We start from the raw sequence: 16,252 nt of genomic DNA, 5'->3' as shown, positions 1-16,252 counted from the left end.
AGACAGCCGGGACGGTTCAGCCAGCGTCTTCCAGTGCCTTGGCCAATGGCACATAAAACTCCGCGCACAGGGCATTGACCGCCTCCCGCGCCTGGGGCGTGACGTAGGCCATTTCCAGCATCAGCACCTGATAAACGCCGCGACGAATCGCGTCTTCATTCAGGTGAGCGGCGTTTTCCCGCGTGGTGCACAGAAAACGTACCCATGACGTGAGGATGATCCACGCATTGAGCGTCAGCGATTCGATCTGGACCTTGTCCATGCTCAGGATCTGCGCGTCGACAAACCCGTCGTAAATGGACATCGCCTTGATCAGGCAGTGTTGGGAAAGGCGTCGGTAACGCACCGCCAGTTCAGGATCGGTTTCAAGCAAGTGCTCAAGATCGCGGTGCAGAAAACGGTAGCGCCACATGCCGTCGAGAATCGCCATCAAGTAATGGCGCTTGTCTTCAACACCCGGCAGACGACCCTTGGGCGGGTGCAGAAAGCTGTCGACCAGCGTTTCGTATTCGGTGAACAACTCGGCGATGATCGCCTGCTTGTTGGGGAAGTGGTAGTACAGATTGCCGGGCGACATTTCCATGTGCGCAGCGATGTGATTGGTGCTGACGCTGCGCTCGCCCTGCTGATTGAACAGCTCCAGGCTGCTGTGCACGATGCGTTCACGGGTGTTGATGCGTACGGTTTTGATGCGCGGCGCCATGTTCAACTCGAACGTCGAAACGTAACAGGGATGTGCCGGATGTTAACGCAAGCGTCGGGCCCGTTGCAGACTTCATCGCTCCACGGCAGTCGCCAGCCTGAGCCGAACCACCGCTGCCACGCCAACGCCGAGCACCGCTGCCGCCAGCGCGCTGATCAAAATGACGCCGCGCAGCCCGATCGGCGCCGTCAGCACCCCGACCAACAGACCGGCAAGCGGTTGCGACAGGTTGTTCAGCAGCGTGATGACGCCCACGGTTTTGCCGAAGTCGCGCGCCGGGATGACCCGCTGACGAATGCTGCGCATGTACACGTTGAACATCTTGTCGAAGCCGACGATCAGCAGAAAGCCGATGAGGTAGACCTCGGATGACGCGCTCGTGGCGGTAATGAATGCACCCAGCAGCAAGGCGATGTAGGACATCGCACCGAGCAGTTTCAGCGGCAGGCTGATCCGTGCCAGGACAAACAGAATCGCGATGGTCAGCAAGGCGCCCGCCGCCTGCAGGCCGGCGTAGTAATCTTTGCTCTCGCTGAATGAGCCGATCACCATGGCGGCCGAGCTGGCCAGGGTGACGCCGACAATCAGGTTGACCCCGACCGCCAGCAAAATGATCTTTTTGAGTTCGGCCAATCGGAAGATGTGTCCGAAGGCGATTTTCAACGGCTGCGTCCAGCGGCCTTGGTGCTGATCGAAGCGCTCCAGCGTGACATCGCTGTTGCGTTGCCAGACGCCCATGGCGAGATCCGCCGCGACGAAAACCACTGCCACACCGATCACGACGCCCCACCAGGGACAGATCTCCAGTGCCAGCGCCGCCAGCAAAGGGCCGAGTACAAGGCCGCTCTGGTCGGCGATTTGAGAGTAGGACAGCGTCTTGCCGTAGCGGTAATCCGGGAAAATATGCGGCATCGCCACTTCCCGGGCCATGATCCCCTGGGTGGTCAGGACGCCGCAGATCGCCGACAGCCCGATCAGCCAGCCAATGCCCCCAAACAGGCCGTATAACCCCATCGCGACCAGACAGATCAAGGCGCGGTAGATCTGGCTGATGTGCAGCAGCCGGATGGGCGAGTATTTGTCGCAGAGTGCGCCGCAAATAGGGAATGCGAGGAAGCGCGGCAACGTCTCGACGAAGAACGCCAGCCCCGCCAGGGACGCGCTTTTGGTGGTCTGGAAAACAATCAGGGGCACCAGAAACAGGAGAACCTGATCGGCGAGGCGTGAGAGGAACAGGGAAAGAAAAAACGCCAGATAGTCCGTGCGCATTGAGACTCCGTGTCAGGTATTTCGGGGCGGCAGTGCAGTATTTACCCGGGCAGTCTGGGGTGCGCCTGTGATCAAGCGCAAGGGCCGTTGACTTCGTAGAGCAATGACTCTAAAAAACCGCATAACTTCAATAAGGACCGCTGCGATGCCCGTCGACTCTAATTTTCTGCCATCTGCAGACGATCCTCCTTCCCCGCGCAGCAATCTGGAGCGTGTATTCGACGAACAACGCCGCGCGTTCGCCGCTAATCCGATGCCGACGCTGCAAGAACGCAAGCAATGGCTCGACCGCCTGCACACGCTGCTCAGCACCGAGCGTCAGGCGATCATCGACGCGATCAGCGCGGATTTCAGCCACCGCAGCGCCGACGAAACCCTCCTCGCCGAACTGATGCCCTGCCTGCACAACATCCGCCACGCCCAGCGTCATTTGAAGAAATGGATGCGGCCTTCGCGCCGAAGCGTCGGCATGGCGTTCCAGCCCGCCAGCGCCAAAGTCGTTTATCAGCCATTGGGCGTGATTGGCGTGGTGGTGCCTTGGAATTACCCGCTGTATCTGGCCATCGGGCCGCTGGTCGGCGCCTTGGCAGCGGGTAACCGCGTGATGCTCAAGCTCAGCGAATCCACGCCCGCAACCGGCACTTTGTTGAAAGCCCTGCTGGCGCAGGTGTTTTCGGGAGACCACGTCGGGGTTGTGCTGGGCGAGGCGGACGTCGGCGTGGCCTTCTCGAAATTGCCGTTTGATCACTTATTGTTCACGGGCGCGACCAGCGTCGGGCGACATGTGATGCGCGCTGCAGCGGAAAATCTGACCCCGGTGACGCTGGAACTGGGTGGCAAATCCCCCGCCATTGTGTCTCGAGACGTGCCGCTCAATGACGCTGCCGAGCGCATCGCTTTTGGTAAAACCCTCAACGCTGGACAAACCTGCGTGGCGCCCGACTACGTACTGGTGCCCAGGGACCGCATCGACGAATTCGTCGAATCCTACAAGGAAGCGGTCAATCGCTTTTATCCGACACTGACGGATAACCCGGACTACACCGCGATCATCAATCAGCGGCACGTCGCGCGGCTGAATTCATACCTCGCCGATGCGCAAGCCAAAGGTGCCCGGGTGATTCAGCTGTTCGCCGAGGGCCAGGACCGCAGAATGCCGTTCAGCCTGATTCTGGATGTGAGCGACGACATGCTGATCATGCAGGATGAGATCTTCGGCCCGCTGCTGCCGATCGTGCCCTATGACCGAATCGAGCAGGCGTTTGACTACATCAATCAGCGACCCAGACCACTGGCGCTGTACTACTTCGGCTACGACCGGCATGAACAGAATCGCGTGCTGGAGCAGACACATTCGGGCGGCGTCTGCCTGAATGACACCCTGCTGCATGTCGCTCAGGACGACTTGCCTTTCGGCGGCATCGGCGCGTCGGGCATGGGCCACTACCACGGACAGGAGGGTTTTCTGACGTTCAGCCATGCCAAAGGCGTATTGATCAAGCAACGCTTAAACGCGGCACGGCTGCTGTACCCGCCCTATGGAAAGGCGATCCAGACGCTGATTCAGCGACTGCTCGTGCGCTGATGCGCGTGCGAATTCTGACTGACACAACGCGCCCCAGTGGGACTGGCTGTGGAACATTGTGGGGCCGGCTTTAGCCGGGAATGCATCTCGCGCCATACCGCAAATCTGATGGCGCCCAGACTGGCCTCTTCCCGGCTGAAGCCGGTCCCACTCTCTGAACGCGGTCATCCTGTAGGACTGGCTTTAGCCGGGAGGGCGTCGAGCGCCACACTGCAAAGCCTCACTGCACTCTTCGGCAGCTTGGCCGGCTCAGCGTGCTGCGCTACCATCCAGTCCCCAACGAACCCCGACCAGGACGACCCGATGAACCGAGTGTTGTACCCCGGCACCTTCGACCCTATTACCAAGGGTCATGGCGATCTGGTCGAGCGCGCCTCGCGCCTGTTCGATCAGGTGGTCATCGCTGTCGCCGCCAGCCCGAAAAAGAACCCCCTGTTCCCGCTGGAGCAACGTGTTGCGCTTGCCCGCGAAGCGACCAAACACCTGCACAACGTGGAAGTCGTAGGATTCTCGACGCTGTTGGCGCACTTCGCCCAGGAACAGAATGCGAACATTCTGCTGCGCGGTCTGCGTGCGGTATCGGACTTCGAGTACGAATTTCAGCTCGCCAACATGAACAAGCAACTGGCCCCGGACATCGAAAGTCTTTTTCTTACGCCGTCAGAACGCTACTCGTTCATTTCATCTACGCTGGTCAGGGAAATTGCAGCGTTAGGCGGTGATATCACCAAATTCGTACACCCCGCCGTGGCCCAGGCGCTGAGCGAACGCTTCAAAGCCTGAGGCCTTGCGTCGAGGTAAGGTGCATACCGATCGCTAATGCGGCACAATTCGCCGCATTCGTTTTGATATGCCCCGGTGTCGACCGTGGCAGGAGTATCCATGTCCCTGATCATCACCGACGATTGCATCAACTGCGACGTCTGCGAACCCGAGTGCCCGAACGAAGCGATTTCCCAGGGTGAAGAGATCTACGTGATCAATCCCAGCCTGTGCACCGAATGCGTCGGCCACTATGACGAGCCGCAGTGCCAGCAGGTCTGTCCCGTGGATTGCATCCCGCTGGATGAAAACCATGTGGAGAGCAAGGACGAGCTCATGACCAAGTACAACCTGATCACCAGCAAGGCATAACCAAACGACTATCCTGTCGGCATACGTGCTTTCGCCGAAGACACTGGCTTATAACGCCTGTTGAATTGAGCGAGATACGCATGATCTCTATGCTGGAACGGATACCTGTTTTGTCAGGCGCAGTGCTTTTGCTGTGCTTTTTTTCGGCTCAGGCCAGCCCCGATCACCCTGATCAGGCCGCCATTGCCAGCCCGCACTCCATCGCCACCGCCGCCGGTCAAGAAATCCTGGTCGACGGCGGCAACGCATTCGATGCCGCCATTGCCATCAGCGCGACGCTCGCTGTCGTTGAACCTTACGGGTCGGGCCTCGGCGGCGGCGGGTTTTTTCTGCTGCGCCAATCCGGCGACCCCGTTCAGTATCAGTTTCTGGACGCGCGCGAAAAAGCGCCGCTCAAATCCAAACCCAAGATGTTCCACCGCAACGGGATCCTCCAGCCAGACCTGTCCCTGAACGGACCTCTGGCGGCCGCCATTCCCGGATTGCCCGCTGCCTTGGTCGAACTGGCTCAACGGTATGGCCGATTGCCGCTTTCGATCTCGCTGGCACCGGCCATCCGGGTCGCCCATCGCGGCTTCAAGGTGGACAGCGTTTATCGTGAGCGCGCCAGTTGGCGGCTGTTCGCGTTGCGCAACAACAAAGAGAGCGCGCGCCTGTTCCTGCGCAACAACGACGTGCCGAATCTGGGTGACGTCATCACCCAGCCAGAGCTGGCACAGACGCTGGAGCGCCTTGCCGACAACGGCCGCGCAGGGTTCTACAGTGGCCTGGTGGCGCAGGCGATGGTCAGTGGCGTTCGTCGCGCCGGGGGCATCTGGAATTACCACGATTTCGAGGAATATGAAGTCATCACGCGCACGCCTTTGCGCGTTCAGATGGCCGATCAACGGGAGCTGATCAGCGCACCGCCGCCCTCGGCAGGTGGCATTGTTCTGGCGCAAAGCCTGTTCATGCTGCAACAGCTGCCGTGGCGGGAGTCGGGGAAAATCCAGCGGGCGCACTTTGTGATCGAGGCGCTGCGCCGCGCTTATCGTGATCGTGTGTTGCTGGGGGACCCGGACTTCGTGCCCACCCCCGTGGCTCAACTCCTTTCCACCGACTACTTGCTCAAACTGACCACCAGCATCGACGCCCACCGCGCCACGCCCAACAACACCCTGGCGCCCGCACCGCGCTGGCGTGAGGGCGACAACACCAGTCATTTCGCCGTACTGGACAACGAAGGCAACGCCGTGACGGCGACACTGTCGCTGAATCTGCCGTTCGGCTCGGCGTTTACAGTGCCCGGCACCGGGATCATCCTCAACGATGAGATGGACGACTTTGCCATCGACCCCAAAGGTCAGGGCAACTCGGCGTCAGCCGGTGGGCATGCCAATGCCATTGAGCCGGGTAAGCGACCGATCTCAAGCATGAGCCCGAGCTTCATCGAAGGTCCGCAATCGCTCGCCGCCTTCGGCACCTCGGGGGGCAGCCGCATCCCCAGCATGGTGCTGCTGTCAATGCTGCAGTACCTGGACGATCAGCCCATTGCCAGCTGGGCATCGACGCCGCGTTATCACCACCAGTTCACGCCGGATGTGGTCGAGTATGAGCCGGGCACATTTACAGAGCAGGAATTGGCTGACCTGCACGAGCGCGGTTATGCGCTGAAGGAGACGGCGAAGGATTTTGGCAATCAGCAGGTGCTACTGTGGCACAAGAACAGTGCCCGGGTCGAAGCGGCCAGTGACCCGCGGGGCATTGGCGTTTCGACGACCTTCAAACCCGATGGCGCGCTGAAGCTGATGCGCAACTGCGCCGATCAGTCCTGCTTGCCGTAGCCGTCACCGGTGCAACCCAGGCAGCGGACGAATGCCGCCTTGCCCGGATCCACGACCAGCGCCTTGCCGGTGCGGCCAATGCCGCCGCCTGCAGCGGTGAACGGCAGTGAAACCACAAACAACCCGGCGCCAATGATGGTGGCAGCGATGAGAATAGGCCGCGCAATCAGCAGGTCGCCGATCATGGCGTAGGCGGGAGGACTTTCGATTTCGTAGACGGGATCACCACTGCCGGTCGCGTCCTGAGCCATCGCAGGGGTGAATTGCAAGCCGAATAACACGGCCAACGTGACAGCAAGCATGCGAAACGGGCTCATGGCATGGTCCTTCAGGCTGAGGCAGATATGAAGCTGTTCACTATAAACAGGGCAGAGGCTTACGCAAGGGGCGGCGTGTCTCATTGACGACACACGCCCTGTAGGAGGGATCGGATAGTCCTTGGGGATCACGCGGCGGTCAGTCATTCCGGCCGACCGCGCTACTTCCTGCCGTCGGGAACTACTTCTGGCACTTCGAGCAGTAAACGCTCGCCCTCTGCCCCAGCTTCACTTCTCGCAGCGTGGTCCCGCACACCTTGCACGGCTGCTCGCGGCGTCCGTAGGCGAACAGCTCCTGCTGGAAGTAGCCGGGCTGGCCGTCCCCGCCGATGAAGTCACGCAACGTCGTACCGCCCCGCTCGATGGCTGCGGCCAGGATGCGTTTGATTTCAATCGCCAGCTTTATATAGCGTGCCTTGGAAACGCTCCCGGCGGCGCGGCGCGGATCAATGCCGGCGGCGAACAGTGCTTCGGTCGCATAGATATTGCCGACGCCCACGACGATCGCGTTGTCCATGATGAACGGCTTGACCGCCATCGCCCGGCCGCGCGACAGCTCTAACAGCCGCAGACCATCGAACACGTCCGTCAGCGGTTCCGGCCCGAGTCGCGCGAGCAATTCGTGGTTGAGCGGATCAAGGCTCCAAAGCATGGCGCCGAAACGCCGAGGGTCGGTGTAGCGCAAGGCCAGGCCGGACTCGAGTTCGATGTCGACGTGCTCGTGCTTGAGCGGCGGCAAACCGGCGTCCACCAGGCGCAGATTGCCCGACATGCCGAGGTGGCTGATCAAGGTGCCGACCTCCGCCTGGATCAGCAGGTACTTGGCACGACGCTCGACGGCCATGATTTTCTGCCCCGACAAGCGCACGTCGAGGTCTTCGGGGATTGGCCAGCGCAGGCGACGATCACGCACGATCACCCGGCTGACGCGCTGGCCCACCAGATGCGGCGCGATGCCCCGGCGGGTGGTTTCGACTTCAGGTAACTCAGGCATGCGGCAGCTCTATGAAGGGCGAGGTCAGGCGGGCAGGGTCAGTGCGCGCTCAGCTCACGAATGCTTTCTTTGAGGTTTTCGAAGTCGTAGCCGGACAAACCGACGTAGTCGAGGACCAGATGACCAATGCTGTTCCACTCGTGGTCGACGGGCTCGTTGCCAAGGACCCGGTGGGACTCGCAGACGTGCTCGGCCATTTTCAAGATGGCCAGCATGTTTTTCAGAGGTGCATTGCGACCCGAATCGTCCTGAAAAATCGCCAGCGCATTGTGGTGATTGGCGATCGCATTGCTGACATGTTCAGGCAAACGCCAGGACTTGGCGGTGAAATAACCGACAACGGCGTGATTGGTGTTCAGCAGCCTGTTCTCGGTGTCGACCACCCGGCACTCGGCGGTGGCGTTGGAATAGGCTTCTTCGAGCACGCTCATGTAATCGGGGAACCGCTTGATCATCAGCGGCACGCCACAGTCATGAAACAGACCCAGCGCGTAGGATTCGTCGACTGTTTGCGAGCCGATGCGCTTGGCGATCGTCAGACTGGTCATCGCCACGTCTTGCGCGGTGTCCCAGAAACGGTTGAGCACGACGATGGTTTCGTCGCTCATCTCGCCCTTGATCGACTGCGCGTTGATCAGGTTGATGACCGAGCGACTGCCGAGCAGATTCACCGCCCGTTGAATTGAAGCGATTTTGTTGGTCAGTCCGTAATGGCTGGAGTTGACGATTTTCAGCAGCGCGCCGGAGAGCCCCGGATCCTGGGCGATCAACCGGGCGATGGCACCCAGGTCAGGGTCGGGCATGTACTGCTCCATCTGCAAATCCACCATGATTTGCGGCTGGGGCGGAACGCTGATGCCTTGTAACGCCTGCTGGATCTGCTCGGACGTAAGCTCTTGGGACATAACTTCGCACTCGGGGTAAGGGCTCGATTCTAACCCCTCGCGCCCATGCATCAACAACTGTGTGACGATTCAACGGATCCGACGGACAGCCAGGCGGTAATCGAGCACGGCGCGCCCGCCAGCAGCGGTCACGCGCTATACTCCCGCTCTTTTTTCCGGAGCGACGTCATGTCCCTGCCTAGCTTGCGCCTCAAGCCCAACGCCGATCGCCGTTTGCGCAACGGTCATTTGTGGGTCTACAGCAACGAAATCGACGTCGCTGCCACCCCGCTCAACGGCTTTGCTCCGGGCGCTCAAGCCATTCTCGAAGCTGCGGGCGGCAAGCCGCTGGGCATCGTCGCGATGAGCCCGCAAAACCTGATCTGCGCGCGTTTGCTGTCCCGCGACGTCAAGCTGCCACTGGACAAGTCGCTGCTCGTTCATCGTTTGAATGTCTGCCTGTCGCTGCGCGAGCGTCTGTTCGACAAGCCGTTCTATCGCCTGGTCTACGGCGACTCCGACCTGCTGCCGGGTCTGGTGGTGGATCGCTTCGGCGACATCCTGGTGGTGCAGCTGGCGTCAGCCGCCATGGAGCAGCTCAAGGACGACGTGCTCGCTGCGCTGATCCAAGTGATCAAGCCGAGCGGCATTTTGCTCAAGAATGACTCCGCCGCGCGCGACGCCGAGGGCTTGAACCGCTACGTTGAAACCGCGTTCGGCCTGGTGCCCGAGTGGGTCGCGCTGGAAGAAAACGGCGTGAAGTTCGAAGCGCCGGTGATGGAAGGCCAGAAGACCGGCTGGTTCTACGACCACCGCATGAACCGCGCGCGCCTGGCGCCGTATGTCAAGGGCAAGCGCGTGCTGGACCTGTTCAGTTACATCGGCGGTTGGGGCATCCAGGCCGGTGCTTTCGGCGCCAGCGAGGTGTTCTGTGTGGATGCGTCCTCCTTCGCGCTGGACGGAGTGGAGCGTAACGCGGCACTGAATGGCTTCGCGGAAAAGGTCACCTGCATCGAAGGCGACGTGTTTGAAGCGCTGAAGGAGCTGAAAGCGGCTGAAGAGCGTTTCGACGTGATCATCGCCGACCCGCCTGCGTTCATCAAACGCAAGAAAGACATGAAGAACGGTGAAGGCGCCTACCGCCGCCTGAACGAGCAAGCCATGCGCCTGCTCAGCAAGGACGGCATTCTGGTCAGCGCTTCCTGCTCGATGCACCTGCCGGAGGACGACCTTCAGAACATCCTCCTCACCAGCGCCCGCCACCTGGACCGCAACATCCAGCTGCTCGAGCGCGGCGGCCAGGGCCCGGACCACCCGGTCCACCCGGCCATCCCCGAAACGCGCTACATCAAAAGCATCACCTGCCGGTTGTTGCCGAACAGCTGATAGCTGATAGCTGATAGCTGATAGCTGATAGCTGTAACATGCCGCACACTCCTACGGGCAATCTGCAGAACCTGTAGGAGCGTGGCTTGTCCCGCGATCTGCCGGGAACCGGCAGTAAAACCAGACGCCTGTGGTGTGCCTGGTTAAATGCATTCGCAGGGTTGCTGTCGCTTCGCAACAGATCGCGGGACAAGCCACGCTCCTACAATTCCGCGATCTTCTGTCACACAATTTCGCGCTGATACGATCCTCAAGCCGCTAACGTCTCTCACTTCAATAAGTGAGGACGAGTGGGTGGCTGAGATATCCAATGGAACGCATCGCTTACGCTTGGGACGGTTTTCCGAAAGCGGCCAAATTTATCTCCTAACCAGCGTGACACGAGGGCGCGCGCCTTACTTCAGCGACTGGCAAATGGGGCGTCTACTGGTAAACGCGTTTCGCCAAGCAGAGGAAGAAGGCGCCGCGAAATCGTTGGCGTGGGTCGTCATGCCAGACCACTTTCATTGGTTGGTTGAACTTCAGAACGCTCATCTACCTGTCTTGATGTGTAAAACCAAGTCAAGAACAGTGCGGGCATTCAACGAGCTGAGTGCAGGTAGCCATCGACTATGGCAGAAGGGTTATCACGATCGAGCGGTTAGAAAGGAGGAGGATTTGCAAGCGATTGCGCGTTACATCGTTGCGAATCCGATAAGAGCAGGGCTTGTGACCCGTATCCACGATTACCCGCTCTGGGACGCTATATGGGTTTGATGTCCTATTGCAGTTTGGCGGGAGAAGGTCGGTGCCTCATGACAGGGATCATACCCTCGCGTCTTCCCACCATTCCCTCCCGCCCTCACAGGTGTAGAATCAGCGCTATTCATCGCCAGTCATCCCCGGCGGGTTTATGAGCTCAGGCTGGGCGTACGGTGATCCCGTATCGTTCGGTTTCTTCGCTGCATCCGGTCACTGCCTTTTGCACACGACGTCACTAGAAGCTCACTCCCTTCCTCATTCAGCCGATTAGCCGGAGTGTTCCAATGCCTGATTACCGTTCGAAAACGTCCACCCACGGCCGCAACATGGCCGGCGCGCGCGCTTTGTGGCGTGCCACGGGCATGAAGGACGACGATTTCAAAAAGCCGATCATCGCCATCGCCAACTCGTTCACCCAGTTCGTGCCGGGCCATGTCCATTTGAAGGACCTGGGTCAGCTGGTGGCGCGCGAGATCGAAAGAGCAGGTGGCGTCGCCAAGGAATTCAACACCATCGCGGTGGATGACGGCATCGCCATGGGCCATGACGGCATGCTGTATTCGCTGCCCAGCCGCGAGATCATCGCCGACTCGGTCGAGTACATGGTCAACGCCCACTGCGCCGATGCCATCGTCTGCATCTCCAACTGCGACAAGATCACCCCCGGCATGCTCATGGCTGCATTGCGCCTGAACATCCCGGTGATCTTCGTTTCCGGCGGCCCGATGGAAGCCGGCAAGACCAAGCTCGCCAGCCACGGCCTGGATTTGGTCGACGCCATGGTCATTGCCGCCGACCCGACCGCATCCGACGAGAAAGTCGCCGAGTACGAGCGCAGCGCTTGTCCGACGTGCGGTTCGTGCTCCGGCATGTTCACCGCCAACTCGATGAACTGCCTGGTTGAAGCCCTGGGCCTTGCGCTGCCGGGTAACGGTTCCACGCTGGCGACTCACTCCGACCGCGAACAGCTGTTCCTGCAGGCCGGCCGCACCATCGTCGACCTGTGCAAAACCTACTACAAAGACAACGACGACTCGGTGCTGCCACGCAACATCGCCAACTTCAAGGCGTTTGAGAACGCGATGACCCTCGACATCGCCATGGGCGGTTCGACCAACACCATCCTGCATTTGCTGGCCGCTGCCCAAGAAGCGGAGATTCCGTTCGACCTGCGCGACATCGATCGGTTGTCGCGCCGCGTACCACAGCTGTGCAAGGTCGCGCCGAACATCCAGAAGTACCACATGGAAGACGTCCACCGCGCAGGCGGTATCTTCAGCATTCTGGGCTCGCTGGCCCGTGGCGGCCTGCTGCATACCGACTTGCCGACCGTGCACAGCAAATCCATGGAAGCAGCCATCGCCAAGTGGGACATCACCCAGACTGACGACGAAGCCGTGCATCACTTCTTCAAAGCGGGCCCTGCCGGTATTCCGACCCAGACGGCCTTCAGCCAGTCGACCCGTTGGGAAACCCTGGACGACGACCGCGAGAACGGCTGCATCCGTAGCGTCGAGCACGCCTACTCCCAAGAAGGCGGCCTGGCCGTGCTCTACGGAAACATCGCAGTGGACGGCTGCGTGGTGAAAACCGCAGGCGTGGACGAGTCGATTCACGTGTTCGAAGGCAACGCCAAGATTTTCGAAAGCCAGGACAGCGCCGTACGCGGCATTCTGGCGGACGAGGTGAAGGCCGGCGACATCGTGATCATCCGTTACGAAGGCCCGAAAGGTGGCCCGGGCATGCAGGAAATGCTGTACCCGACGTCGTACCTGAAATCCAAAGGTCTGGGCAAAGACTGTGCGCTGCTGACCGACGGGCGTTTTTCCGGCGGGACCTCGGGCCTGTCCATCGGCCACGCTTCTCCTGAAGCCGCAGCCGGCGGTGCGATCGGCTTGGTTCGTGACGGCGACAAAGTGCTGATCGACATTCCGAATCGCTCGATCAATCTGATGATCGACGACGCAGAAATGGCCGCACGCCGCGCCGAGCAGGACAACAAAGGCTGGAAGCCGGTCGAGTCGCGCCCTCGCAAGGTGACCACCGCGCTGAAGGCGTATGCGTTGCTGGCGACCAGCGCCGACAAGGGTGCCGTGCGTGACAAGGCGATGCTCGACAAGCTGATGCCGTAAGCATCAGCGCGTACTGAAAAACACCCCGCAGGTCGGGGTGTTTTTTTGTCTGCCGCTTACAGGAGGTAAGGCTCGAACACGGTTCGAACATCCACCCGGGCCTTCAATTTCGCCGCCAACAGATAAAGCCCGGCGACCTTACGATGCAGGAACAGCACATCGACCGGCGGTGTGTGCCAGAAATCCCGGTCAGTCCCCAACTGCCACCCGGCATCGCGCAGCTGCAACGCCAGATCGGACGTGCCGAAATCGTAAGCGCCGTCATACCGCAACGGCTCGCAGGCCTTGATGATCAGGTCGATCAAAATCTCGCGATGACGCGGCAGGTTTTCACCCTGAAAATAACCCACCTCAAGCGCCTCTTTCTCCAGTGTCGTCCTGTCTGCGCGCAGTCCCGCATTAAGTAAACGGCGATAGGCCTGGGCGGTGTCCGGTGCATACAGTCGTGTGGCGCCGAAGTCGAGCAGCACCAACCGGCCGGTATCCTGCTGGTAGCGATAGTTGGCAAAGTTTGGATCGGTCTGCACGCGACCAAACTCGAAAACCTCGCGCAGTAACAGGCCAAACAGCAACGTGATGATCCGGTCACGCACTGGCTGAGAAGCCTGCTCCAGCGACTCCACGGCAACGCCATCGGCAAACGACATGACCAGAATATTTGATGTACTCCACTGCCCATGGGCATCGGGCACCAGAAAGTCGCTACTGTCGGCCAACAACTCCCCGAAAGCGCGCAAATGCTCGGCCTCCTGCAGGTAGTCGGCTTCATCCTGCAATTGACGCTTGCCCTCGTCGAGCAACGGTTTCACGTCCATTTCCTTTGGTAGCAGGCCCGACATGCGCAACAACGTCGCCACGTTGTCCACATCACTGGCGATGCTCTCGCGCACGCCGGGATACTGGACCTTGATCGCCAGACGTTGACCGTCCTTGCTGACGGCCTCATGCACCTGGCCGATAGACGCGGCCGCCAGCGGTGCGAAGGAGAAACGCTCAAAGCGCGTTTCCCAGCCTTTGCCCCAGGCCTCGTTGAGGACCATCACCAATTGGCTCATGGGCATCGGACTCGCTTCAGAGCGCAGACGCGAAAGGACCTCACTAAGCTCTGGCGGCAACAGATCACCGGCGTCCATCGACAACAGCTGACCCACTTTCATGGCGGCACCGCGCAGTTGCGACAACTGCTCGGTTACCCGGTGCACATTGCCTGGCGTCAGCAACAAATCACTGAGCGAGGGTCGTTTACCCTGCGCCCATTGCCGCGCACCTTCAGTCAGCACCGCACCCGCAACGCCCGTGGCCAGGCCGCCGAAGCGCATCAGTCTTGAAAGGCGACCGCTCGGTACAGGCGAAGAACCGGACACCGGGGGTTTCATGAGCCAATGGCTACAGTGATCGCGCCCAGCAGCAGGCAGAGACTGGCGACCAACGTCAAACGCAGACGCATCGGCAAATACCAGGCGGGCAGTGTCGCGGCTTTCGCCAGACGCCGGTCCTGCCAGTAGTGCGTGACGAAACCGAAAATCAACAGCAAAAGCCCCAGCGGTGCCGGTAATAACAGAGCGGGCCAGGCGATCAGCGCCGGGATGACACTCCAGATGAACCGCTCGCGACACTGATCGGCACTCAAGCCTTGCAGGGTCATGGCGAACCCCCAATGCAGCGCGCCCACAAAGCTCAGGATCACGGCCCCGTAAGCGACCAGCGCTTGCGTCAAGAAAGGGCGGTATTCGACTGAAAACAAAATCAGCAACAGCAGCCCCACGAACGGCAGCAACCCCCCATAACCCAGCAGGGCGACATACCGTGGCGACGAAGACAGCGACGACGCTTTCATTTAAACCCCTTGCAGTCATTTACCAGGAAGACTATGGCTCAAAAGTGCAATCCTGTTTAGCTTCTCTTCGCTCGACCGGAAAAAGGACCTCGTCCTGTCACCCACTGATCAAGGCCTTGATCCATAGACACTGAGACCTTCACATGAGTACGTTGATCTATTGGTTCCGTCAGGACCTTCGGCTTGCCGACAACCCTGCTTTTACTCGCGCGTGTGAGCAGGCAGACACGTTGCTACCGGTTTACTGCGCGCCGGTGGCGACTTCAACGCCATGGGGATTCGAGCGTATTGGCGCCCACCGCGAGTATTTTGAGCAGACAGCGGCCAGCGCACTGGCCGGGCAGTTGAGCGCACGAGGCAGCGCGCTGATGCAGATTGAAGGCGATTCGGTTGAACGGCTTGTCGCCCTGGCTCACGATCTGAGTATCGATACGATCGTCTGCGAACGCATCGCAGCGCCGGAAGAAGAAGCTCAGGTGAAGGCCCTTCGCGCAGCGGGACTGACGGTGGAAGATCACTGGCAGTCGACACTGTTTACGCTGGATGAATTGCCCATGGCGGTCGAGGAGCTTCCCGACGTATTCAGCACCTTTCGGCGTCTTGTGGAAAAAGCCCACACCGCGGCGCGCGCTGTCATACCGACGCCAACGACAATTCCTGAGCTGCCCCGAGGCGTGAGCATCGAGCCGGTCACGCCGCACACGCCTCCACATCTCGACTCCCGCTCGGCGTTTCCTTATCAAAACCAGACGTTCCAAGGCGGCGAGCAGGCGGCCATTGAGCATCTGCAGCAGTATTTCCGCCGGGGTCTGGCGAACAGTTATAAAGCCACCCGCTACAACTTAAGCGCGGTGGACGACTCGACCAAGTTTTCGCCGTGGCTTGCACGCGGTTCGCTGTCAGCACCGCAGATTGATCAGGCGCTGAAGGCTTTCGAGGGCGAACACAGCGCCAACGACAGCACGTACTGGATCTATTTCGAGTTGCTCTGGCGTGATTACTTTCGCTTGTTACACCTCAAATACGGCCGCCTGCTGTACCGCGCCAGCGGCCTGAAAGGTGGCAGCGACCCGGGCCACAACCCACAGGGGTTTGCGCGCTGGTGTCGGGGTGAAACCGGAGAGGCGTTGATTGACGCTGGCATGCGGGAATTGGCGGCGACCGGCTATATATCTAACCGCGTGCGCCAGATCGTCGCCAGTTACCTGATCTTCGATCTCAAGGGCGATTGGCGCGCCGGGGCCGCGTGGTTCGAGGCGCAACTGGTGGATTACGACGTTTACAGCAATCAGGGCAATTGGCTGTACATCGCCGGCTACGGAACGGACCCGCGGGGCGGTCGACGCTTCAACACCACGAAGCAGGCCGACGAACATGATGCCGACGGCGCGTATCGCAGCTTATGGGCCTGACAAGGCGCGGCGCGGCAAATCGCCGTGCCGCGTCA

General features: G+C 60.3%; 15 protein-coding genes. 8 read left to right on the top strand and 7 right to left on the bottom strand.

Features of this window, described 5'->3' with window-relative positions; all coding sequences use genetic code 11:
• Window positions 1-16: 16 nt before the first annotated feature.
• Window positions 17-703, bottom strand: a complete 687-nt coding sequence (locus OKW98_RS02990; RefSeq protein ID WP_265387916.1) for a TetR/AcrR family transcriptional regulator — start codon at window positions 701-703, stop codon at window positions 17-19.
• 72 nt (window positions 704-775) lie between these two features.
• Window positions 776-1,972 (bottom strand): MFS transporter, encoded by a 1,197-nt coding sequence (locus OKW98_RS02985; protein ID WP_265387915.1) that lies wholly within the window; start codon window positions 1,970-1,972, stop codon window positions 776-778.
• A gap of 145 nt (window positions 1,973-2,117) precedes the next feature.
• On the opposite strand from OKW98_RS02985, the gene OKW98_RS02980 reads away from it, so the two are divergent.
• The 4 genes from OKW98_RS02980 to ggt all read left to right on the top strand — a co-directional run bounded on the left by OKW98_RS02980 (window position 2,118) and on the right by ggt (window position 6,514).
• Window positions 2,118-3,557: a coniferyl aldehyde dehydrogenase gene (locus OKW98_RS02980; RefSeq protein ID WP_265387914.1), complete on the top strand. Its 1,440-nt coding sequence runs from the start codon at window positions 2,118-2,120 to the stop codon at window positions 3,555-3,557.
• Between the two features lie 303 nt (window positions 3,558-3,860).
• Entirely contained in the window at window positions 3,861-4,340 is a 480-nt protein-coding gene (gene coaD / locus OKW98_RS02975; RefSeq protein ID WP_065991094.1) for a pantetheine-phosphate adenylyltransferase, read from the top strand.
• Window positions 4,341-4,439: 99 nt separating this feature from the next.
• A complete protein-coding gene (locus OKW98_RS02970) occupies window positions 4,440-4,691 on the top strand; it encodes a YfhL family 4Fe-4S dicluster ferredoxin (protein WP_265387913.1) in 252 nt (83 codons plus the stop codon).
• Window positions 4,692-4,771: 80 nt separating this feature from the next.
• Window positions 4,772-6,514 (top strand): gamma-glutamyltransferase, encoded by a 1,743-nt coding sequence (ggt, locus tag OKW98_RS02965; RefSeq protein WP_416147945.1) that lies wholly within the window; start codon window positions 4,772-4,774, stop codon window positions 6,512-6,514.
• Here ggt and OKW98_RS02960 read toward each other — a convergent pair.
• From OKW98_RS02960 to OKW98_RS02950, 3 genes are all read right to left on the bottom strand, one after another.
• Window positions 6,496-6,831 (bottom strand): multidrug transporter, encoded by a 336-nt coding sequence (locus tag OKW98_RS02960; protein WP_265387912.1) that lies wholly within the window; start codon window positions 6,829-6,831, stop codon window positions 6,496-6,498. The genes ggt and OKW98_RS02960 overlap by 19 nt on opposite strands.
• A gap of 181 nt (window positions 6,832-7,012) precedes the next feature.
• Window positions 7,013-7,825 (bottom strand): bifunctional DNA-formamidopyrimidine glycosylase/DNA-(apurinic or apyrimidinic site) lyase, encoded by an 813-nt coding sequence (gene mutM / locus OKW98_RS02955; protein WP_265387911.1) that lies wholly within the window; start codon window positions 7,823-7,825, stop codon window positions 7,013-7,015.
• Between the two features lie 38 nt (window positions 7,826-7,863).
• Window positions 7,864-8,730 (bottom strand): HDOD domain-containing protein, encoded by an 867-nt coding sequence (locus OKW98_RS02950; RefSeq protein WP_265387910.1) that lies wholly within the window; start codon window positions 8,728-8,730, stop codon window positions 7,864-7,866.
• A 168-nt stretch (window positions 8,731-8,898) separates the two neighbouring features.
• Here OKW98_RS02950 and OKW98_RS02945 point away from each other — a divergent pair, with 168 nt between their 5' ends.
• From OKW98_RS02945 to ilvD, 3 genes are all read left to right on the top strand, one after another.
• Window positions 8,899-10,095 (top strand): class I SAM-dependent rRNA methyltransferase, encoded by a 1,197-nt coding sequence (locus OKW98_RS02945; RefSeq protein WP_265387909.1) that lies wholly within the window; start codon window positions 8,899-8,901, stop codon window positions 10,093-10,095.
• Between the two features lie 294 nt (window positions 10,096-10,389).
• Window positions 10,390-10,851: an REP-associated tyrosine transposase gene (locus tag OKW98_RS02940; protein WP_265387908.1), complete on the top strand. Its 462-nt coding sequence runs from the start codon at window positions 10,390-10,392 to the stop codon at window positions 10,849-10,851.
• 269 nt (window positions 10,852-11,120) lie between these two features.
• The gene (ilvD, locus tag OKW98_RS02935; protein ID WP_265387907.1) at window positions 11,121-12,968 is read left to right on the top strand and encodes a dihydroxy-acid dehydratase; all 1,848 of its coding nucleotides are present in this window, start codon (window positions 11,121-11,123) and stop codon (window positions 12,966-12,968) included.
• Between the two features lie 56 nt (window positions 12,969-13,024).
• Here the strand turns inward: ilvD and OKW98_RS02930 are convergent, their stop codons facing one another.
• Together OKW98_RS02930 and OKW98_RS02925 are read right to left on the bottom strand one after the other, a co-directional pair.
• A complete protein-coding gene (locus tag OKW98_RS02930) occupies window positions 13,025-14,332 on the bottom strand; it encodes an ABC1 kinase family protein (protein ID WP_265387906.1) in 1,308 nt (435 codons plus the stop codon).
• Window positions 14,333-14,340: 8 nt separating this feature from the next.
• On the bottom strand, window positions 14,341-14,805 hold the full coding sequence (locus OKW98_RS02925) for a DUF3429 domain-containing protein (protein ID WP_265387905.1): 465 nt from the start codon (window positions 14,803-14,805) through the stop codon (window positions 14,341-14,343).
• A 143-nt stretch (window positions 14,806-14,948) separates the two neighbouring features.
• Here OKW98_RS02925 and OKW98_RS02920 point away from each other — a divergent pair, with 143 nt between their 5' ends.
• The gene (locus tag OKW98_RS02920; RefSeq protein ID WP_265387904.1) at window positions 14,949-16,217 is read left to right on the top strand and encodes a DASH family cryptochrome; all 1,269 of its coding nucleotides are present in this window, start codon (window positions 14,949-14,951) and stop codon (window positions 16,215-16,217) included.
• Window positions 16,218-16,252 lie beyond the last annotated feature (35 nt).

Origin of the sequence: Pseudomonas sp. KU26590 (assembly GCF_026153515.1) — a bacterium.
Taxonomy (GTDB): Bacteria; Pseudomonadota; Gammaproteobacteria; order Pseudomonadales; family Pseudomonadaceae; genus Aquipseudomonas.
Note: the sequence above shows the minus strand (reverse complement) of the source record. Positions and strands in the feature narration are given on the sequence as shown.